This is a genomic window from Maridesulfovibrio frigidus DSM 17176, assembly GCF_000711735.1.
Taxonomy (GTDB): domain Bacteria; phylum Desulfobacterota; class Desulfovibrionia; order Desulfovibrionales; family Desulfovibrionaceae; genus Maridesulfovibrio; species Maridesulfovibrio frigidus.
In genome coordinates this window covers 251,720-274,396 of the sequence record NZ_JONL01000003.1, presented here as the reverse complement: position 1 = coordinate 274,396, position 22,677 = coordinate 251,720, and the positions used below count along the sequence as shown (strand labels likewise).

17 protein-coding genes are annotated in these 22,677 nt (G+C 40.2%); 11 read left to right on the top strand and 6 right to left on the bottom strand.

What is annotated here, in order from left to right; genetic code table 11:
* Positions 1–318: 318 nt before the first annotated feature.
* From BR06_RS0108545 to BR06_RS0108505, 9 genes are all read left to right on the top strand, one after another.
* Complete coding sequence (locus BR06_RS0108545; protein ID WP_084154075.1) at positions 319–1,437, top strand: glycosyltransferase; 1,119 nt, start codon at positions 319–321, stop codon at positions 1,435–1,437.
* Positions 1,438–1,555: 118 nt separating this feature from the next.
* Positions 1,556–3,571 carry a B12-binding domain-containing radical SAM protein gene (locus BR06_RS0108540; RefSeq protein WP_031482051.1) on the top strand — a complete coding sequence of 672 codons (2,016 nt, stop codon included), beginning with the start codon at positions 1,556–1,558 and terminating at the stop codon, positions 3,569–3,571.
* Positions 3,549–4,781 (top strand): glycosyltransferase family 4 protein, encoded by a 1,233-nt coding sequence (locus BR06_RS0108535; protein WP_031482050.1) that lies wholly within the window; start codon positions 3,549–3,551, stop codon positions 4,779–4,781. Before BR06_RS0108540 ends, BR06_RS0108535 begins: the two co-directional genes overlap by 23 nt.
* Positions 4,782–5,831, top strand: coding sequence for an alcohol dehydrogenase catalytic domain-containing protein (locus BR06_RS0108530; protein ID WP_031482049.1), 1,050 nt, complete (start codon positions 4,782–4,784; stop codon positions 5,829–5,831).
* Positions 5,818–7,425 (top strand): sulfotransferase, encoded by a 1,608-nt coding sequence (locus BR06_RS19685; RefSeq protein WP_051676972.1) that lies wholly within the window; start codon positions 5,818–5,820, stop codon positions 7,423–7,425. The genes BR06_RS0108530 and BR06_RS19685 overlap by 14 nt, the downstream gene beginning before the upstream one ends.
* Positions 7,426–7,544: 119 nt before the next feature.
* A complete protein-coding gene (locus BR06_RS0108520; protein WP_031482047.1) occupies positions 7,545–9,194 on the top strand; it encodes a radical SAM/SPASM domain-containing protein in 1,650 nt (549 codons plus the stop codon).
* Positions 9,195–9,200: 6 nt separating this feature from the next.
* Entirely contained in the window at positions 9,201–10,016 is an 816-nt protein-coding gene (locus tag BR06_RS0108515; RefSeq protein ID WP_084154073.1) for an ABC transporter permease, read from the top strand.
* A gap of 19 nt (positions 10,017–10,035) precedes the next feature.
* Entirely contained in the window at positions 10,036–11,364 is a 1,329-nt protein-coding gene (locus tag BR06_RS0108510) for an ABC transporter ATP-binding protein (RefSeq protein ID WP_051676971.1), read from the top strand.
* Between the two features lie 44 nt (positions 11,365–11,408).
* Positions 11,409–12,218: a class I SAM-dependent methyltransferase gene (locus BR06_RS0108505; protein WP_031482044.1), complete on the top strand. Its 810-nt coding sequence runs from the start codon at positions 11,409–11,411 to the stop codon at positions 12,216–12,218.
* Positions 12,219–12,244: 26 nt separating this feature from the next.
* Here BR06_RS0108505 and BR06_RS0108500 read toward each other — a convergent pair whose 3' ends face one another.
* The 5 genes from BR06_RS0108500 to BR06_RS0108480 all read right to left on the bottom strand — a co-directional run bounded on the left by BR06_RS0108500 (position 12,245) and on the right by BR06_RS0108480 (position 19,213).
* Positions 12,245–13,369: a glycosyltransferase family 4 protein gene (locus BR06_RS0108500; protein WP_031482043.1), complete on the bottom strand. Its 1,125-nt coding sequence runs from the start codon at positions 13,367–13,369 to the stop codon at positions 12,245–12,247.
* Positions 13,370–14,084: 715 nt separating this feature from the next.
* Positions 14,085–14,573 carry a hypothetical protein gene (locus tag BR06_RS0108495; protein WP_031482042.1) on the bottom strand — a complete coding sequence of 163 codons (489 nt, stop codon included), beginning with the start codon at positions 14,571–14,573 and terminating at the stop codon, positions 14,085–14,087.
* Complete coding sequence (locus BR06_RS0108490) at positions 14,570–16,345, bottom strand: site-specific integrase (RefSeq protein WP_031482041.1); 1,776 nt, start codon at positions 16,343–16,345, stop codon at positions 14,570–14,572. The genes BR06_RS0108495 and BR06_RS0108490 overlap by 4 nt, the downstream gene beginning before the upstream one ends.
* Positions 16,332–18,137 carry a site-specific integrase gene (locus BR06_RS0108485; RefSeq protein ID WP_031482040.1) on the bottom strand — a complete coding sequence of 602 codons (1,806 nt, stop codon included), beginning with the start codon at positions 18,135–18,137 and terminating at the stop codon, positions 16,332–16,334. The genes BR06_RS0108490 and BR06_RS0108485 overlap by 14 nt, the downstream gene beginning before the upstream one ends.
* Positions 18,137–19,213, bottom strand: coding sequence for a tyrosine-type recombinase/integrase (locus BR06_RS0108480; protein ID WP_031482039.1), 1,077 nt, complete (start codon positions 19,211–19,213; stop codon positions 18,137–18,139). Before BR06_RS0108480 ends, BR06_RS0108485 begins: the two co-directional genes overlap by 1 nt.
* 452 nt (positions 19,214–19,665) lie before the next feature.
* Here BR06_RS0108480 and BR06_RS0108475 point away from each other — a divergent pair, with 452 nt between their 5' ends.
* Positions 19,666–20,862 carry an AAA family ATPase gene (locus tag BR06_RS0108475; protein WP_031482038.1) on the top strand — a complete coding sequence of 399 codons (1,197 nt, stop codon included), beginning with the start codon at positions 19,666–19,668 and terminating at the stop codon, positions 20,860–20,862.
* A 1-nt stretch (position 20,863) separates the two neighbouring features.
* Entirely contained in the window at positions 20,864–21,379 is a 516-nt protein-coding gene (locus BR06_RS0108470; protein WP_031482037.1) for a hypothetical protein, read from the top strand.
* 283 nt (positions 21,380–21,662) lie between these two features.
* Here BR06_RS0108470 and BR06_RS0108465 read toward each other — a convergent pair whose 3' ends face one another.
* On the bottom strand, positions 21,663–22,664 hold the full coding sequence (locus BR06_RS0108465; protein ID WP_235727693.1) for an SPFH domain-containing protein: 1,002 nt from the start codon (positions 22,662–22,664) through the stop codon (positions 21,663–21,665).
* Positions 22,665–22,677: the final 13 nt, after the last annotated feature.

Below are 22,677 nucleotides of genomic sequence, written 5' to 3'. Positions count from 1 at the left end.
AACAGCCTACGAACAAACCCATTATAAAAATAAGAACAAATAGATATCTCATAGTAACTCCATTTTTTTAGTAATGCTGATTTATCTTAAATTAACGAATCAATACACTACACTTTTCTAAACCCACAAAAAATTAATAACGCACATTTTACATTGTCACTATAGTAAATATAATCTTATTTATCATTCTGGGAGCTATCTCGAAAATTAGTAGTTTAAAATCTTTATTTATTACTCAAGACTCGTTATGCCACCACTTATGATTCCATACTTAAAACTTGGCTTGATTTAACATCCTGCCTGCCATAAAATTTAAAAATGCGTATTCTTCACATAAGTAAGTATTCCTACCCTGAAAGAGGCGGCATAGAAACATTTGTTAGAGATCTAACGACTGAACAGGTTCACCGGGGGCACAGCGTGAATGTGCTATGCCACCACGCAACCCCCTTAAAAAGAGCGGATACCCGTCAAATCGACGGTGTCAAAATCACTAGAGCCAGTACTATTTGTAACACTGCGTTTGCTCCTATTTCTCCTTTTTTTTCAATATATCTAAAGAAAATAATTTCACTCCAGCGTCCGCAGATTATCCATATTCATCTGCCAAATCCGGCAGTTCTGTTTAACCATTTTTTCCCTTCCGAAATTCCTTATATTGTCCACTGGCACGCCGATGTAAAAGGGTCACCCAGCGCTTTGATTAACAATCTCTACCCTGCATACCGAATGTTTGAGAGTAGATGTCTTTCAAAAGCAAACCGGATAATTGCCACATCCCCTCCATACCTGAAATCAAGCCGGACGCTGAACTCTTGGCAGGACAAATGCGAAATTATACCTCTTGGACTCGATCAAAGTAAATATACTCATGGACAATACCATAAAACAAAGAACCCGCGAATTCTCAGTGTCGGTAGATTCTCTTTTTATAAAGGATTCGAAAACCTCGTACGTGCGGCCGCTCTTGTTCCTGAAGCTGATTTCATCATCGCAGGAGACGGTCCAGAGTACGCCAGAATTAGTAATAGAATAAAAAAACTCGGGTTAACTGAGCGCGTTCATCTCCCCGGTAATATCTCCGACAGCAAATTATGCGAGTTACTGCAGCAAGCAACGGCCTTTTGTTTGCCATCCGTGGACAGAGGCGAGGCCTTTGGCATAGTGTTGCTGGAGGCCATGCAGTATGGGGTGCCATTGATAAGTACGGATATTCCCGGCTCTGGAACAAGCTGGGTCAATCAAAATGATGTTACAGGGTTGGTTGTCCCTCCAGCATCTCCGGAAGCGTTAGCCGGTGCTATAAAAAATATTTTAAAAAACCCCGAAGATGCCGTGCGGTATGGACAGGCAGGAAAAAGAAGACTCCAAGAAAAGTTCACTATATCGAGAATTGCTCAATCTATTGATCAGATTTATAAGCAGACAGCAGGATGATTATATGAAATACATTTCTCCCACTAATTTTATTACACACTTGTGAAATTCACTTCTTCAATATAGCTATTATTTTATTAAGCTTTTATTCAGTTCGATCACTATATAAGGAAACGCAATGATAAATAAAGGAGTAGTCCTTCTGTTTAATCCTTCCGGATGGCAAAAAGAAAGCATCAATTTAGGGTTGGCATACCTAGCCTCTTCCTTGATAGATTCTGGATTCGATACCCATATCCTTGATCCTAATCGCTATCCCTACACAGACAAAGAACTCATTACACGTGCGCAACAGCTTGACCCTCTGATGATAGGGATCTCCATTAAAACTGCAACAGCGCTTGAAGGTTCAAGGCTTGCAGATCTCCTTACGGCCGCTTGCCCGAATGCTCAGATTGTATGCGGAGGGCCGCACATGACTCTTTGCCCGGAAGACTATATGAGGGATGCTCACAGCCTTACATACGGGATAATGGGGGAAGGTGAGCTTGCTATGGTCGAACTGGCTGAAGCTTTAGGCAACGGAGAGGATCCGACCAGCATAGACAGCCTAGTATGGCGAAGAGGTACAGAAGTAGTCATTAACAAATGGTCTCCTCCGAAAGATTTAGATGCTCTGCCGTTCCCTAATTTAGATGTAATCGAAGGTTTTTCTTGGGAAGGGTTTCGGTATCCAGTCGTCACCAGTCGCGGATGTCCTTTCGAATGCATTTATTGTTGCGTAAACAAACTGACCGGCTCCAATAAATGGAGATTTAGAAGCCCTGAAAGTGTTGTTCATGAGCTTGAAACTATCGCCAAAACAAAAGGCACCACACATTTTGAAGTATGGGATGACAACCTAACTCTTGATCTCAAAAGAGCCAAAGCGATTTGCAGGCTGTTAATTGAAAAGAAGCTCAACCTTTCTTGGTATTGTCATAACGGAATAAGAGCCGATAGAATAGATTTGGAGCTAGCTAAACTGATGAAGCAGGCCGGATGTACAAGTGTAGCCTTCGGTATCGAAAGCGGGAATCCAAAGACATTCGATTCTATAAAAAAAGGCGAACCGCTTTCTGCAGTAGTTGAAGCAGTCCGTTTGGTAAAATCTGTCGGAATTGATGCTGTTGGCTATTTTATCATCGGGCTTCCAGGCGACACACTCGAGCGTTTCATAGAAACAGTGCGTTTCCAGCGCGCCCTAAAACTTCACCATTACGTCTTCGGCATGTTAATCCCTTATCCTCATACGGAAATGTGGGACATAGTACAAAACGAAGGGACTATGTTTTGCGAAATTACCGAAACACAACACTTTAGCGATGACATCGTACCTATTTCTTTTGAATTGCCATCTTTCCCCAAGAAAGAGATGGTTCGAGCTTTTTATATTGCTAAATATTTTGACATATTTGAAGCCTCTAATGTTGTGCGTCAACGAAAGGGGTCAAAAATAATTTATCTACTCACTCCAAACAGTATGGCGTCTCTGGCCGGAATGATTATTGCGGCCGGTTCAAATGTTCAACATATAGTTATCGGAGCTGAAGAGACGGAAGTGCGATCCACATTGGCCTTCTCACAGGTACCACCAGAAACAAATATTGTTTTCGAGCCCAATTTCAAAGCAGAAATGGTAGATGGCAACTCTGTTGTTGTCTGCCGCAACTTGGATATTCCACGAATTCTTATTTTTGGAAATTGCGGACTTGTGCTTATCGACCCAACCCGTCCCCTGCATCAAATGATACAAGTGCGAAGGGCTGTTCGTGATATCCCTCTTATTCCCAAGTCCGTCCTATCAAGCATCGGAGTTTTGTCTAACCTGCGCTATTTAGTTGAGACATACGGAATTCAAAAGTTTTGGAGGGCCTTGCAAAATCAAGTCAGACTCCCTCTGCTGCCTAACCAGCTTCCCCGGTTAGAAAAAATTAAAGACCTACCAAGTTGGTTCAAAGGAATATCGCTGAATTATCTTCTTAAAAAATTCAGATCACTGAGCGAGACTAACAAAGGCCGCATAAACCGCAGCATTTCCTATATGACCCTTGTATGGGAATCGAGACAGTTCATACGCACAAAAATGCGACTGATGACCAAAATTGAATCTAAAAAAGAGTACCCGTACGATGATTATTCTTCATATTTGTGATTGGTATAGCCCGATTGGCGGAGCTGAGAAGCTTCTCTTCGACACGCTGAACGCGTTGGAACAAAATGGGCACACCAACATCGTTGTTTATAACGACAATCCAAACCAACATCCTGCAGGGCAAAGAGTTGAATACGCTGTCACGGGATTAGAATTTTTTGTTTATTTCTCTCCAGGGGTAGGTGTACTTACCAGGCAGGCAATTCCAAAGCTTAAAAAAATTATTGACGAGCATAAGCCTGATGTCTGCCATATTCACAACTTTCAAAATCCGATAATTACGGAATTTTTGCTTGGGAAAATACCATGTGTACGTTCTATACATGACCCTCGTCTTTACTGTTTCACAAACTGGCGACTTCTCCCTGATAAAAGTATTTGCCCTTATGCCCTCGGGCCAGAATGTGTTAAGCAAGGGTGTATTTCTTCTGGGCTCGTACCAAAGACAGATTTTGATAGAAACGCACAGTGGGTGCTGAAGCATCACGAACTGCACAAATCCATGCCGGTACTGATTGGCGAAAGCCGTGCACAGATTGATTGTATGATGCAAAACGGATTTCAAAAAAAACAGATAGCATGGCTTCCGAACTTCACCCCCATTCAACCGGCAAGCCAAGTGCGAAAGTATATACGCCAACATTCCGATGCGTCGGAACGAATGGTCTTATTTGTAGGCCGGGCTTCCTATGAAAAAGGAATCCATATACTTATCGAAGCGTGTAAGCACATCACTTGCAAATGCAAGATCGTCATAATTACCGCCGGCCCATTGCTTGATGAAATAATTGATCAGGCAAAGCCTTTTTCGGACAAAATTGAGATCATTCCGGGACTTCCATATGAGCAGACCCGTGAATATTATGCACGGGCTTCAGTTGTAGTTGTACCCTCCGTATGGCTTGAAAATTTTTGTTTAGTCGGCTTGGAAACCTACGCCAACATGAAACCTGTGATCGGTTCACGAATAGGCGGAATAATTGACTGGCTCAAGGACGGCGAAACCGGTTGGACGTTTAACCCCGGCGACCCAAAAGATTTGGCTGCAAAAATTGATCTGGCTTTTGAAGACCCCAAGAACTTACACAAAATAGGTGAAGCCGCGTACGAAAGAGTCATGACTCATTACAATCAGGAACTCTATACAGCCAGACTTGTTAATATTTACAAGCGCGGAATAAAGCGGTTTAATGGAAACAGGATAATATAAATGAAAGCCGCATATATCAAGACACACAAAAAGGTACAGATCCGCGACATAGAAACTCCTGTTCCAGAAAGCAGAGAAGTTTTATTGCAAATAGATGGCTGCGGAGTCTGCGGAAGCGACTATATTGAAGCAACGTCATGGGCAAAAAAATGGAAGCGATTCGGTCATGAAATTGCGGCTACAGTTTTAAATGTAGGCGAAGAAGTTAAAGATTTTACTCAAGGAGATCAAGTCGCTTTAGCCCTTTCAGCTCCATGTGGTGAATGTCCTATCTGCCTAAGCGGGAATAAGAGAGGATGCTGCAACATTGTTGTAGCCGAACAAGGCGGATTCGCTAAAAATCTTCTGGTTAAGGATGTACGACTGCTTAGCAAAGTACCACATCCCATATCTCCATCTTTATTGATTTTAGTAGAGCCTCTCACCGTATTGCTGGATGCCTTCCATACAGCGAACCTCAAACAAGGTGATACTCTTGCAGTGGTGGGAGGAGGGTTCCTTTCTTGTTTGGCCCACCTTGTTGCCAATGTTATGGGATCAAAACCTACCATTTCGTTAAGCAGATCCCTGCACCCAGGACTCGAAGCCTGCTTACAGGCTGTAGGAGGAGAACACTTTAAATGGAAAACGCTCGGCGGTGTTACCATTTCCCCACCCAAAGCATTTCCAGCAAAGCTCGCAGAATCTCCCGGACGTGTAACGGTCTTACACACGGCCCCAGCTCGCTATTTACAAAACTATATGGACTTTCTCCCGTTTGACTCCACGATTGTCAATATTGGTCTATCGGGTAAATCCAAAGACAATACATTGAAAATCGACTTCTCCAAACTCATCTTTAAACGACTCCAGCTCTTGAGCGGATTCCCCGTCCCGTGTCTATATCTAGACGAGGCCGTAGAGCTGCTTTGCAACAATAAAGACCTCTTTTCTATTCTTTCCCCTGAGATTATGCATCTCGATCAATTACCTAAAGTCATAACGGCTACGCACAAAGCAAAAAAGAAAATCATGATTGTCCCAACTTCAGTTGGGCATGAAAAACAATAATACGATAATGTCTAATAAACCTATTTTCATTACAGGAAGATTTCGGAGCGGCTCAACTCTACTATGGAACATGTTTAGAAATATGCCTGGTTGTGTTGCCTTTTATGAGCCATGCAATGACCTGTTGCCTACTCACATCAACCATGGAAAAGGGGCTTCACCCAGTCACCTCAATGTCACCAGTTACTGGGATGAATATCTGCCAATTTTAAAAAGAGTAGAATCTCAGCACAGTTCAGAATTTGGACTATCGAGGCTTTTCTTAGAGCCTGAGGATAATTATCCTCAGTTAAGTGGATACATTGATGGACTTATCAAATCTGCTAAAAACCGCGTTCCAGTATTGCAGTTCAATCGAATAGATTTCAGACTTGAATGGCTGCGACACCAGTTCCCTAATGCGAAAATAATTCACCTTGCACGCAACCCCCGTGACAACTGGTACTCAATGGTCCGCGATCTACCCAAAGCAGCTTGGAAGGACCCATTCACAAATACAAACTATGACCTTCTTATCTGGTCAATTTCTCTTTATCACAAGTTACCACTGCTCTTTAGTCCAATAGTAAAAACTAGCTATCATAGGCACTACCTCATCTGGAAGCTGAGTGACCTCATGGGGAATAGGCAAGCAGATCTATCGCTGGATTTTGACAAAGATCTTTTGAAAAATTCAAATGGTACTATACAAAAATTAGCTGAATTTGCAGAAATATCAAACTCTGACATTGATCAAATTGCGGGCTTAATCGTTCCTCCTGAGCAAGGACGCTGGAAAGAGTTAGCCTCATCTAGGTGGTTTAAAAACGCTGAAAAGCAATGTAACTCACTATTAGATGACCTTGGATTGTTGGATAATTTTGGAAAGATACCTCTGAAAAACATTCGAGAAAAGTATAGCATTACTTGGGAATCAGTACATAATGAATCCTCAGAAGTGATGGCATACGCTGCTACGCGACTTTCAGGAACATTCCGAAAGAAGTATTTGGATCTGAGTTTCTTCCATGGTCAGCACTGCATAGAATCCCAAAAAAACACACGGAACTTGCAAGAAAAATTCATACAGGAAAATGAAAAACACAAAACTCTAAAGCAACGTTTTGCCTCTAAAGTGCAAAAAAATAACTCTGCAGAACTTAAAAATATAAAAAGTATCTTAACCGAAAAGAATCACGAACTTAATCAATTGAAAGAAAGGGCAATTAGCCTGCAAAAACTCACTGTGGATTTAGATCTAGAAAAAATACAATTACGCATGAATCTTGAGACGGTAGAGCTTAAGAACAGATCTGCGTTAGTGAAAATAGAAGAATTGAAACAGTCCGTGACTACACGGGAAAGTGAACTCGAGAAAATAAAAAGTATCTTAACCGAAAAGAGTCACGAACTTAATCAATTGAAAGAAAGGACAATTAGCCTGCAAAAGCTCACTGAGGATTTAGAGTTTGAAAAAATGCAATCTCAAAAAGAAATAACAAGTTTGGAAGAATTATTAAATGATGAAAAAGCCGATCGCAACCTCACTCAAAAAGTACTCGAGCAAACCCAAAAAATGTTAGTCAAATATGAAAGCAAGCTCGGCAGGACCTAGGCAAATATTGACGAAATAGAGGGCGTATGCAAATAATCATCCTTCTAATATATAAAGCTAACAATATGACAAGACCGTTTTTTAGATACAACTAATTACACACATGAAGAGAGATTCCAATGCGCGAAGATAATTTTTCAAAAGATCAAATGGCTCAAACTTCTCGTATTATAGATCTAATTTTTCCAATGTATCCTTATGGTCTTACAGTCAAAGGACCGAGTCTTCTTCAATACACTGAAACCAGCGCTTACCGTTGGTTTTGCGATCCAGAAACAACTTTGAATTTCTCTTTGCCCGAAGAGACCCCTTTAGTCTTGAAATTAGGATTTACCAGCTTGCTGTCCAATCAAGGTATGTCTGTAAATATTAACGGTAAGCAAATTGCTTCTTTCGAAGATCTGAATCCCGGAGAACCTTATCAGGAAGAGATTTTATTTCTAGGTAAAAAGGAAAATTCACTTTGTATAGAGTACAAAACAACTAACTTACAGACAGGGGCATTCGCAGGAGATCCGCGCGATCTTTCCATGATTTTTAGTGAATTTGCCATACTTCGACAAAAAACAGAGCAGACACAGCTACCTCAAAATAGATTCAGTCTTTCTTCAATACCCCACATTGGAGACCCAGCGGCCAATGCCAAACTAAATCAAGAAGAATATGAGGCAGGAAAGACCGTCCTTACGAGCTTACCATCTGTTGTAACAATGGCTTTGACTACATATTGCAACAACAAAATACCCTGTGTGATTTGTGATCGAAATGTACGCCCTGAAGCAGCTGACACTCAAATCAATGATGATATGCTGGAAAAAGCAAAACCATTGCTCTCGACTGCATCATATGTATTACTTCATTGCGGCGGGGAATCTATGTTATCCAGACATTTTGATGAAGTTATTTCAATGATTTCTCCGCCAACTCGTGTAAGCTTTGCAACAAACGCAATGCTGATGACAAAAAATCGCGCCGACAACATGCTAAAAAAAGATATTATGGCAGGTATAGTTGTCTCGTTAGATGCGGCCACGGATAAAACATATAGAATAATGCGGCCTGGATCAAAATTTGATACGGTTGTCAGTAATGTTACATATTACATAGCTCAAGCAAAAAAACTTGGACGCACACACTCCAATGTAACCTTAAATATGACTCTGTGCGAAGCTAATATTCACGAAGTACCACAGCTGGTAGATCTTGCGGAGTCCATTGGAGCTTTAGGAATTGAATATAATCATCTCAATTCAGGTCCGAACCATATTGTAAAAACTTCCGAAGGGTGGGATTGGGACTATATTTCTCAGTCAGATTTCAAGGATAAAGAATTTCATGATGATATGTTGCTTGAGGCATATTATAAAGCCAAAGATAAAAACATTAATATCTCATTGGTGGGCATGCCTTTTTTGGGAAAGAATGCGGCTAAATATCAAGAAATAGTATGTGATTTGACTTGCCAAATAGCTTTTCAGGAAGGAGAAGGGCAGTCACACTGGAACTCACCTTGTCATAAGAAGATTTCTCCCAAAGTATCCTCCTGCTTCAAGCCGTGGCAAGAAGCTGTCATTCAACCTGATGGACTAATGCGGGCCTGCTACTTCCATGACATTTCACAATGGGCAACGGGCAGCCTGCAGTTTTCAGATTTTCTAAGAGTTTGGAATTCCGATCAAATGGTTAAGACCAGAGAACAATTCCTTAAACATAGTTTTGCGAGAAGCTGTGCAGAGTCACAACCCTGTATGCATAGAGGAAGAATTTAGGACAGCATGGAGACTTCTCAAAAAATAAGAATGTCACCTTTTCTTTTTATTAAAGAACATCACAATCTTATCAGATCCCTCGTTAAGCGAGAGCTAGCCGGAAAATTTGCGGGGACTTACGGCGGGCTAATCTGGGCGATCCTCCAGCCTCTTTTGCAAGCTCTTGTTTATACATTTGTATTCTCTGTTATAATGAGAGCTACAACTCAAGGGGAGTACCAGCACATTCCCTTCCCTGTGTGGCTTATAACGGGATTGCTTCCATGGACTATGTTTGCGGAGTCATTAAGTTCTTCTGTAAATGTAATCACACGGAACACAAATATGGTTAAAAAGACCCTCTTTGATAAACGGGCTCTTCCGTTCTCATGTGTTTTGTCAGGCCTAGCAGGTCATGGTATTTCTATAATTATTTTATTAGTCTTAATGCTTTTTTTCCGCATTCCCCCGCACTGGACCCTTTTACTTTTACCATTTGTAACCATACTGTTGACTCTCTTTACACTCTCATGGGCTTACATTTTAGCGGCTCTCAATGTGTTCATCCGTGATACTGACCATGCACTAAGCGTCGTGTTGCAACTGCTTTTTTTTGCAACGCCCATTGTCTACCCTGCAGAACTGGTCCCAGAAAGTCTTCAATTTTTAGTTTTGATCAACCCAATGCATCATCTTATCGCATTTTACAGGCAAGTAATCCTTTTGGGAGTTACACCTGACCTATTCACTGTTATTGTTATTACATTGGGTATTGGAATATTTTTTATGTTTGCCGACTCTCTTTTCAGGTCACTATCACCAGAGTTTTGTGATGTTCTGTAGTCTGGGTAGGAATTAAGCAATGCAAAAAAATGAATTTACCATTTCACTACGTGAAATTTCCAAAATGTATCGTCTTTATGACAAGCAACTAGACCGACTTAAAGATGCTTTGCCTTTATTCTCCAACCATCATCACCGTGAGTTTTGGGCACTCCATAATATCTCACTTGATGTTAGAAAAGGCGAAACTTTGGGAGTTATAGGCGTTAACGGTAGTGGCAAATCAACTCTGCTGCAAATTGTCTGCGGACTTTTGCAACCGACACAAGGACAAGTACATATCCATGGGCGAATATCTGCCCTTCTAGAACTAGGGTCAGGTTTCAATCCAATGGAATCCGGCCACGACAACGTATATCTTCAGGGAGCAATACTTGGTCTATCCCGACAAGAAATAGATGAGCGTTACGAGCAAATTCTCAAATTTGCAGATATAGGAGACTTCATCAACCAGCCAGTGAAAAACTATTCCTCTGGCATGATGGTCCGCTTAGCCTTTTCCGTAGCAGTGCAAGTGGACCCAGAAATTCTTATTATTGATGAAGCATTATCTGTGGGTGACGTTTTTTTTCAGTCAAAATGTTTCCGAAAATTTGAAGAATTACGTGCACGCGGGGTTACGATTCTGGTCGTTAGCCATCAACTTGATTCTATCCAATCACTTTGCGATCGGGCTATCTTTCTTGATCAAGGACGAGTGCTTTGCGAAGGAGCACCCAGAGAAGTGATTGAAGCTTATCAAAAACATGCCGGCACAATTAGTACCCGTAGAGAAGAACCAGCCAAACTAGAACAAACACCACATAAATCGCCATCAACGACTTCTATCGACCCACTTGAGAGTCCTATCGATGAGCCTTTACCTCAGCGCTATGGCAACGGTAAAGCCCACATCGCAAACTATAGTGTGAACGGAATGCAAAATTGTTCCGAAGTAACAGTTAATTCTTCAAAGCCGCTAAACGTAAGCATCTCCTGCAATATAAGCGAAGCAATTGAAACCCCCGTTATTGGAATCAGGATTAATACTTTAAATGGGTTTCAAGTCTTTGGAAACAACACGACTTTTGCAAATATCCCTATGGAAGAATGCACTCCTGGAAAAACTTTATCCCTAACATTCGAGCAAGTTCTACACTTAAATAGAGGTAGCTATATGCTAACCATAGTTATAGCTGAATGGACAGAAAATGGCACTGTGGAATATGTTGATAGATTTGTTGATGCAGTGCATCTTTACCTCGCAGATGGACCATATCCGTATGCAGGTCTATGCAACTTGCAAGGTAAAATAACTATTAACTCTTCTACGAACCTCGAAATAAACTCTGCTAAAAGATCCCACTAGCGCAGACTAAATATTTTATACCAATAAGTGGAAAATTAAAAAATATGATTACAAAATTTATAAAATCATTGGTATCTAAAAAACTGCCCCGCAATAAAGTGGAAAACACGACATTGCCCAGAGATATTATTCATAGCACTGGAAACGGCTGGTCCGAGACTCTTGAACCCTCTGATACGCCTTGGCACTATCATACATTAAGAGGTCAACACGGAGAACTTATTTGGCAGGGCCAATACGATCTATATCCATTATGGAAAAACTTCGGAATACCAGACGACCTAAGCGGGCAAACAGTCTTAGATATAGGAACAGGATCAGGCTTTTTTGCTTTTGAATGTGAAAAAAGAGGGGCTTCTCGAGTGGTAGCAACGGAACTTGCCGGGCTTTCTCACTGGGATTCACGTAGAAATAAAACCTATAGTGGAACAAGTATTCCGGAAGCAAATCGCAGTGATTATAATTCGGCAAGGGCTCTACTAAATAGTTCTGTGGAGCTTATGCCACTTAATATTTCTGACACCCTACCGGAACAAATAGGTCAGTTTGACATAGTCATTTTTGGATCACTTATGACGCATATAATGGATCCAGTTAGAGCTCTTACAAATCTAAGGTCTTTGACTAAAAAAAAAGCGGTAATAATTTCATCATATTTACCAGGCGAAACAAAGCCATGTTTACAATTAATTCAGACCCCTCGGCCGTTTGACTGGTGGGTACCAGCTAAATGTCTCATACCAGAGATGCTTAAAGCTGTTGGTTTTTCTTCCGTAGTTGAGACTGGTGATTTTATTCTTAAGCATCAAAACGGCGACAACCATTCACAAGCTTGTTGGCATGCGACTCCTTAAAACCAATGTGGGCTCTGAACACAACACTATTTCTTTGACAGTTGCTGCTCAAACATAGCAAGAGTTGCTGCAGCAGTGCGCTCCCATGAGAAATCTTTTACACGCTCAAGACCCTTAATTTTAAGATTTTCACGCAGCAAAGGGTCTTTGTCTAACCTGTTTAGTATGAGAGCAAGGTTCTCTGCATCAGAGGGATCCTCAAGATACAAAGCAGCGTCCCCAGCCACTTCGGGTAGGCTCGCAAGCCTCGTAGTAACAACGGGACACCCACAAGCCATTGCTTCCAAAAGAGGCAAGCCGAATCCCTCGTAAAAACTAGGATAAACAAAAGCTATTGCCCCTGCATATAGCGCAGGCAAATCCTCGTCAGAAACATATCCTAATCGAATCTCTCCAGCTTCCAACGTTCTGTCTTTTTCCCAACCGTTCCATCCTACATGCACCAAAGAACCGTTCACTTTCTGAGAACGCAATGCGGCAAGAACAACATCAACATTTTTACGAGGATCACCACTCCCGACGCAAAGAAAATATTTCTCAGGAAGACTATATTTTTCACGAACATCCATCACAACACGAGCTTCTGGTTCAAAAAAAAGTTCACAATCAATTCCTAGAGGAGTAGTTTGAGTCTCTTTTTCTGAAATGTTGAGTAGAAGATTCATCTCGCTCTTGGTAAAATCGGATACTGACAAAAATCCATCTACCCATGGAAGTCTCTTAACAAAATACTTAAGAAAAAACTGAACACGCTCCGCTGGATGCCATTGAGGATGACGGATTAGACTAAGGTCATGAACTGTTAGAACCGTCTTAACTTCTTTTGGAGCCTTAAAAGGGAAAAAAGAAGTCTCATGGTATATATCAAAACCTGAACAAAGCTTCTGAAACTTACGTTCCCTCCACCACTGAATAGCAATCCGCACTATCAGAGCAACAGGCGAAGGAAGCATCCAAAAAAGTTTTGTTAAAAGTGACCATCGCTCAACATTGAGTGAAGCCTCGGGGAGACGGTCCAGTAATCTCTTGCCATCATAATAGGCCACATGCACCCCAGGAGTACGGGAAAGAATTTTGTACAAATTCTCAACATATCGGCCTATTCCTGTGCGTAAATTGATAAGCGGTAATGCATTGACAAGAATTTTCATATTGAAAGTACCCGTGTGGATGGTTTAAAAAAAGTTCCTCACTAAAAAAGTAGCGTACCTGCCACCCACTATGCAAATCTGGTATAAATGTAAAATAGCATAGAAGGTACTCATTCGTAATTCTGTACAACTTATATTACAAACAAAAGTGTTGGAACTCACATTGCATCGATCCCATAAAATGGGTTTACATCAGAGTGTGTTTTTATTCTTTGCGAAATTATGAATCATGTTGAGAACACAGGATGCGGTCATGAGTTTGCTAGATACTTATTAAAACTTTATGTGTATTAGTTTCGACTTGATCTGACATGCCACCTGCAAAAAGAAAAATAATACAGTCATTTATCGAAAATACTCCTAAATTAGGATTAATAAAAAACGATTCATCACAATAAGTGTGGGAGAGTAATAAAGTTATTTACGGCGCAATACGAATCATTAAAGATTTGTCTAACATCAAGCTCCATTGGAATCAGCGTTTCGAATTCATGAATTGTTTTGCTCACTTTATACTCCTACTGGTTAAGGATGACTGAAAAAACATAGCTATCATTTTTCAAATGAGTTGTTGTAATAATCGCTACACACAAATCCGGCATCGCCTGATTTTTCATAAAGTTCTACCCACTGCAAACGTTGTCGGACTTCTTTTTCCATAAGCAAATAAATACGGACAAATTGAAACGATGTCTATGAATCACACATGACCAGCTCACTTTCGAAAATCATCCAATTCTATCGGATTTCGCGTTCTAGCATTGAGTTGTTTTGTAAGGTTGGCAATCCGTTCTTGTAGCTTCTTGATCTTTGCAGTCTTACTTTCGGTTTCTTGTTGAAAATAATCGGCTTCAATTTTGTATAGAGCGTTTAGCTGAAGTAACTTAATGTTGTCTGCCTTCAAGACCTCAATTTCATTATTAAGTCGTTCAAACTTGTTGGTCTGCACATCCTTGGCTGTTTTAACTACCTTCGGCCTAGTGACATATTCATTATATGCGTCAACTTCACACTTAATTAGGGCATAGTATTCTTTTTTCGCCCATGAACGATCAACACCAGCAAGCTTACTCAGCTTATTATACGAGAGTTTATTACCCTTTGTTTCGGGGGCATTAATAAACTTAACGTGGGCTTCACTCAATTTGTTATAAACCCGTTGCTTGCTCTTGTCGGCATTTGCTTTCAGATGGTCGTAATTCATTTACCCCACTCCTTAGCAACATCTTCATAGTGTTTTAAATCCGCTTGCAGCTGAACTCTCTGAAGCTCGTTCTGAACTCTATGATTAAGTAGATATTTTATCTGGCTGATAGCGTCATCATAAATCCGCTTATGAGTGTGCATAGGAACAACAAGATGTTGGCAAGTAGGATCACATGATCCAAAAGCTGCACCGTTGCATTTTGTTTCGCGCGAGGGATCAGTTACACAGACACCTATTCCATTACTTTGAATAGTAAGAGTGGCAGCTAATCCTCTAATGAAATCTTTTTTCTTCCTTTCGGAACTCAGCCCATTGAACGTCTTTGCCCACTCATCAATTTTTATCCGTCCATGCCCTGCAACAGCTTGGGGGTTATTAAGAAGAAGTTCAATATTTGTAGTTTGAAGACCAGACTTCACTTCATTTACCAATCGCATTAGATCAGGGTCGCCATATTCAGCGGTCATATCGATGGTTTTGTGTTTTAGCTGGAGTCGCAAGAGGCCGATATCACATCCATAATCAGTCATAATACGAGCATACGTCTTCCTAAATTGATGAGATTTTATCGGCCACAACTCTCCACTTTCATCAATGATCCTGTGTTTTTTTACAAAATATTTAAGCCCGTTATTATAAGAAGACGCACATATTCTATCGTTCCCCATCATTTTTGAAAAAATCCGCAAATCTTTTGAGATCACGACAAGTCGCTCTGATTCTGGGCATAACAATTCGGCAATTTTCTCAACAACTCTATAGGCTTTTGCGACAATTTCAGGACAATACCACTTAACTGGTTTGGGAGTGTAGTTGGTCTTAAAAAGAAATCCTTCAATCGAATAAAGTGGTAATTTTGTATTGTTTTCAACCTTCGCCAAACCTCCTCTAGGAAGAGCAAGTAATTCTGATCGACGCATACCTGTAAAAAGCTGGATAAGAATCAAACAAGACAGATGCAATAGCCCTAGTTGGCGCTGTGGTTTATATTTAGGAACTGAGATTTTTTCAACTTCAATCCATCGTTTATAGTGACGGACAGCACTCTCTCTCCTTAAAGCTTTAATTTCGCCCTTTTGGTACTTATGGAGCTCATCTAGGAAGAATGACAAATAGTTCTCAGAGTGCGTTAAGATTTGGAAAGATTGATCTAAATAATAAATACACTGATCAAAAATCCCCTTTGCCACTTGAGCAGGAAGTTCAGCCGTTGCCTTTTTGTTTTTTCGTTTAGGAAGAAGTTGCGCACAATATTCCCAAACCCCACATCCACTAAAAGGGTCAAACTGTAAGGAATCAGTTATTCTTGCCCCATGAAAATACAGAAGCTCAATGCCAAACAGCCTGCTGGACAATCCATCACGATACAGCCCGTTTTCATTACAATATCGAACACGATTTTTAACATATTTATCGAAATCATACTTTGTAACATCTTCAAATCTATAAATAGATTCTGAGCACAAATAAGCCACAAAAACCCGGATATTCACGCACAATATACTTAATGTGGATGGTTTTTTATTTTTTGAAGAAGCAGGAAACAGCATTTCACAAAACACAGCTTCTTTCACAGCTCTTCTCATATGTATATTTTTTATTTTATGAAAATTTAATGTATTCCTGTCTTGCACTTTATCATCAAAAATCCAACGGTCATCATTAAAGAAAGAGTGATCAGTTACCTTTTGACCGCCTAAGTCTAGAAATAGGCAAGCTAAATCTTCTTCGGTATCTATCTGTTTAACTATGTGATTATGAATGTACATAATAAGGATCTTCCTTTGCCTTTTTCTTCATCTTTTCAACATCTGAAGCATTAAAACGCACAACTAATTCTTCTTCGATAAAGGAGAGTAGTGGTTCATAGAAACCAAAAATCTCAGGTGTAATTTCACCGGACTCAAGTTGAGTTCTTTTAAAATAAGAGTAAGAAAATAACTTATAGAGATCAGTAGGAAAAACTACGATATTGCTACAAATCAAACATCGCAACAAATCATAGTTACTGCAAAGCTCTCCTTTTTCCTGCCCATGACAAACTCCTGCATACGGATTTTTGCATTTTGCAAATGGAGTATCTAATGCTCCGGAAAGAAGATCTTTAGTTGTATTTTTATCGACCTGCAGATGCGTTTCTATTTCTTCTTCTACAGTATTGGAATCATCACTGACAAAACTACACACCATTTTTTCGACATTGGCCGAAAGCAATTCTTGAAGATGAATGTTATCAAGTGAATTTTCAACATATGTATATGTTGTTCTGCTACATGAATGGTTTAAGAATTGTTGGAGCTTAAGAAAATCTCCCTTAAACCGAACAAGCATTTGCTCAGCTGAGGTAGCGCGTAACCTTCTAAACGACAAAGCATTTGCTTTTAGCGTATCGCTCAATCCGCTATCTGCCACAAAAGTTGCATTTGATCGTTGGCACATTGTACGACCAAAAAAACTCGCATTTGAGATATGTCCATTATAAACCCAAAAGAAATCTAACTGCTTATCCCTAACAACTAGCAACTCTGAAACACGAAGATATTTTTTTAAAACATCAATCAAGTCTACGTTGTCTTCTGCAAAGGCTGATGAATAGATTTTTTTTGAACGAAACTTTGGGGCCTGAATCAAGCAAACATCTTTAAGAAAAGGGTGTTTAGTCAACCAGTTGCTTCTACGCATGTCAAAAAGAACTTGCTGGTTAAACCCTGTTGTCAAAGCAGCCAACAAAAGGATCTCGAAAATATCCTTTGAGGAAATTTTTACAAAGACCATTTTTTTTCCCAAAAATTTCTCTTCTAAAAATTCTTTTGGATGAAGCTTACGATAGTTGTCAACCGTACCAAAGCGTTTTCGAATTTGTTTATAAAACTTTTTGTTCGCAGAATTCCGAGATATACCTATAAAATCTAGATCCTTTTTTTTACCCAAATAATTAACATAGTAACAATCAAGGAAATCTTTATTTCGAAATGTTCCAACAACATAACTATTAGAATCAAACCACTTTTCTTTAAAACTCAATATAGAATTAGAAGAGAGTCTGTTTTTAAGCGCTTCAAAAACTTTTGAAAGTTGAGTCTCACTATATGCTTTTGCATGTTCTACACATGCTCTAGTCCCTGTGAAATAATTATTGGGGATCGGAAACGAAAAATAATTATCGTCATGCAATGCATTCAGTCGCTTCAACAACTGAAGTAAACTCGCAAGAAGCGCAGTACAGGTGTGCAAATTATGATAATTTCTATGAAGATAAACGGCATAGGTTTCAATTGTTTGTTGTGATATTTCATGTAACGGAATAGATGTATCATACTGACACTCTTCCAAGTACCTCATAAAAACTTTCAGATGAGAAAGAATACTCCTTCGTGAGATGTGAACCTTACGGCGAGCACAAAGAGAGATAAATGAGCGAGCAAATTCCTCTCTCCAAAGCGGATTGCCTATGAACCCCAAGTTATACTCATAAGAACACCCGTCTTTCTCGCATTTGAGGCGAACCACACCTAACTCGTTAATCTTAGTGAATGGCAATATTTTATTTTCAAAAACCACTACAACCCCACTTTTTCGGCCACATCATTAGCCCAATCACTGCTCTCATCGTGAAAAACCAATCTCTCCATTGTATGAACGTAATCAAACGTTGTATCTGCATGAGAATGACCCAAAAGATTTCTAAGGCGAATAACATTGGAATCTGTCACCCCATTAACCTTGAGCCAGTACGTTGCATAAGTATGTCGCAACATATGAGGGGTGCACTTGATCCCGCTAGCTTTCGAGACTTTTCGAAAAAAAGAATCCACAGAATTGGGGTGATAGATTTGCCCTGTTTTAGTGCTCAAAAACAAATCATTCTTATCCGCATATCCGTCCACACCACTTTCAAACTGCTCAACCAAGGGCCTGCGATAGTATGTAATAAACTTCTCTATAGAACTCAAAACCTGTGAGGGCCACATAACAGCACGGAACTTATTTCCTTTTCCAAGAATTTCACTGTATTGAAATTTTCTTGATGGATCAAATACAGGAATTTTGTCAATAGAAAGAGTGACTACTTCAGCCCGCCGCAAGCCAACACTAAGCATGATAGTAGCCATCAATGAATTCTGTCTACAAACAAAACTATCCTTAAAGACATATTCAAACGATCTTATAAATTTTACAGCCTCTTCCTTTTCTAAGAATTTCACCATCCCTTGTTGAACCCTGTCGGTCACTTTGAGATCGTTAAAATTAAAAGAGAATGCTCCGACGACACCAATATTTGCCACCCATTTGTAAAACTGATGGACAAACACAAGCCGATTATTCACAGAGCTAGATTTGAGCCCAGACTGGACAAGAGAATCTCTAAAATTAACTAAATGTCTAAACCTAACTTCATCCCACTCAAGCCCTGCACCTTCCATCCATGACAAAAAATGTCTATATGCCTGAGCTGCCGCAATCCAAGAATTTTGCGAAGGCCACGAGCCAGTCGCCTTATAAGCCATATATCGATTAAATTCCGTATAAGGCTCAAATCTAGGACTAAACAAGAAAGGAAGATCGTCAGGCAGATCACGAAATGCAGTGACACTAGAACCTTTAAAAACAACGCCCATTTTTTGATAAAAAGCCACTGAACACCTACATTCTTTCAATATAGTTATCGGACAATACAATATATATAGTTAATAACTTCAATGAAATCAACATATATAGGACATTGCTATAAACTAGATAATTGAGATATAATGATTGTGTTCAACATACTTTTCTCTAATTGTATAAGTTCAGTATGTGGCCACACACAGGACGGACCTGCAACCGAAAAATGTCCTATCTGTAGCGCGGCACCTAAAGCGTACAACAAAGTTGATTAGTTATAATTTGAATTAGAATTGAATAGAAGTTGACGTTAAGTTGAACTTTAGCCGCCTGTTATGCATATGCGTAGCAGGCGGTTTTCTTTTTTGGGGCGACTATTAATGATTACATTGTAATCGACTGGCTTTCATTGTAAATAAGCAGATTGAAATAATAAAAACACAATTTAGTGACTCAGAAAAATATCCAACTAGACGAGCAAGCAATGATAACCTCAATACGCCTTATTGACTGGAAAAGTTTTGCAGACGCAACACTCTACCTAGATCCACTTACGGTTCTAATTGGAACAAATGCAAGCGGCAAATCGAATATTTTAGATGCCCTTGAATTTATACGGCGAATTGCGTCAGGTGTCAGCGTTGATGCAGCATTAGTGGGATCAGAAGAGCTTCCTCCTTTACGGGGAGGGCGAGCTGGAGCAATTCGTCACGGAGCTAAACAATTCAGCATAAAATTACAAATTTCAATCAAAAAGCATGACTACGAATACTCTATTTCTGTTGCAACAGAAGAAAGCAAAGTGAAAATTACTGCCGAATCATTGTACGATGTGAATGGTAAAAAATACATCATGAATATTGAAAAAAAGAAAGATTTAAACACTTACGTAGCACTAGGTAAATCACTTCTTTTTGGTCAAGATATTACACTTGGTAAGCCTATATATGTTTTAGAATCTGTCTCTGATTTCCCAAAACATGCTAAAAACATTACTCAAATAACCGATGAACTGTGCAATCTATTTCCATTCAAGCCAATGCCGGAGCGAATGAGAAACCCAACAACACTATCAGATAATTTATCATACAATGGATTCAACATTGCAGGATTTCTAGCTAATCATGAAGACAAAAAAAAGATTGAATCGAAACTTCTTAAATTTGTAACGGAATTACCTGAAGGGGACATAACCGAGGTTTGGTCCGAAACAATAGGTCGGACCGAAGCTAAGGCGGAGCTATACTGTAAAGAATCATGGGGAAATACGAACGAAGATACTATCGTAGACGCAAACAGCATGTCTGACGGAACTCTACGTTTTATAGCGATCTTGATTGCGGTGCTAACAATGGAACCCGGCGGATTAATAGCTATTGAAGAGCTTGATAACGGACTACACCCATCTCGAGCAGAATTACTTCTTCGAAGCCTTAGAGAACTTGGGGCAAAGCGCGGAGTTGACGTACTTGCTGTTACGCACAACCCTGCATTACTAAATACACTGGGACCAAAAGGAATTCCGTTTGTTTCAGTCGTCCATAGAAATCAACAAGGCAATAGTGTGATAACATTGCTAGAAGATGTAGAGCGACTTCCAAAACTACTAGCAGGTGGTCCGCTTGGAGAACTTGTTACACAAGGTAAAATTCAAGAAGCCCTACAAGACGAGGACAAGTAAGATGCCCCGCAAAGTCCTTATCATTGATACATCTATCTTATGCGTTTTCTTAAAAGTTCCACATATGGACACATGTGGACCGGAGAATGATAAGTGGAATGCTGAGCGTGTTGAAGCAAAAATTTTAGAAGAAAAAAACAACAAAACTACATTCGTACTCCCCATGGCAACCTTAATAGAATGTGGCAACCACATCACGCAAGCCGCAGGTGGTTGCTACGAGATTGCTAAAGCGTTGTCTTCCATCATTGAACAAGCGGCAAATGAAACAACGCCATGGGCAGCTTTCACAGATCAATCTTCTCTATGGAGCAAAGAGCAACTTCTTGCACTAGTCGAAGACTGGCCAAACCACTGTTCCACTCTTAGTATAGGAGACTATACAATTAAAGATGTTGCAGAGTACTATGCGGACATGGGCACTAAAGTGGAGCTACTTACAGGCGATGCGGGACTGAAAGCCTATGAGCCTAGCGTCACTACTGTAGAGCCTCGTCGGAGACAAACTAGAGGCTAGAGTTTTACTCATATCCAGTCAACCTCTCGGCATACCTCGCCTCTAAATCATCTTGAGAGGTCCACTTTGCATTCGCCAGCCTAGATTCGCCCAATGCTTGCTGAATCACTTTCACCTACCATTCACATCGAATTAATTTGAAATAGTTTCAACGCTTGTCATTTATTCACATTCCACTGATATATAATACAATTCTGCTCAATTATACCAATAAACACAAAATAAGAAAAGCCCCCAACTATTAAGTTAGGGGCTTTTTAATATTATAAACTTTTAGATACAGCTACTCGCTAAACCCAAATTTTTCAGTGTGAGTTCTTTTTACTTCACCCGTTGGTGAGGCTAAGCTTTTATCGCCTTTGATCTTGCCAAAAACGCTCATGGCTGTTCCTACCATAGATGCCACATCGCCTGCTTCAGCAGGAAGAATAAGGGTTGTGGATTCCTTCGCTAGCTTCTCAAAAGCCTCTACATAACGCTCTGCTACACGCAATGATGCGGCGCTGGCTCCACCTGATGAATTCAAAGTTTCACCAACAACTAGAAAAGCCTTTGCTGTTGCATCCGCAACCATTGTAATTGCTTCAGCCTTACCACGGGCTTCATTCGTAAGTCTTGCCTGTTCTCCTTCACTCTTCAGAACTTCATCACGCTTCGTAGCTTCCGCCTTATTAATGATCGCCTGCTTTTCACCTTCACTGCGTGCAATATCAGCGCGTTTCTGGCGTTCAGCAATCATCTGGGTTTCCATTGCAGCCTTTACACTTTCCGGCGGTGAAATATCTTTAATCTCGTAACGTAGCACCTTAATGCCCCATGAAGTAGCAGCTTCATCGATGGCCTCAACAACCTTAGCATTAATCGTATCACGCTCCTCAAAAGTCTTATCAAGCGCAAGTTTACCTACACAAGAACGTAAAGCTGTCTGCGCAAGCTGAGCGGCAGCAAAATGATAATCATCAATCCCGTAAGCTGCGGCTTTTGCACTCTGCACCTGAATAAAAATCAAGCCGTCAATAATAACACCAACATTATCACTGGTGATACAGCTCTGCGGCATAGTATCTAACGCCTCTTCTTTAAGAGAAAATTCGTATGCAACTCTGTCGAGAAAAGGAAATAGAAAGTGAAATCCCGCGCCGAGGGTCACACGGTATTTACCAAGTCTCTCAATAATTACTTCAGTCTTCTGAGGTACTATTTTTACAGACCTTAAAATTACAACAACCACAAATATAGCAATAACTAGAAAAGCGACCAACGCAGGGCTCATAAAAGTTTCCATATTAAAATCTCCC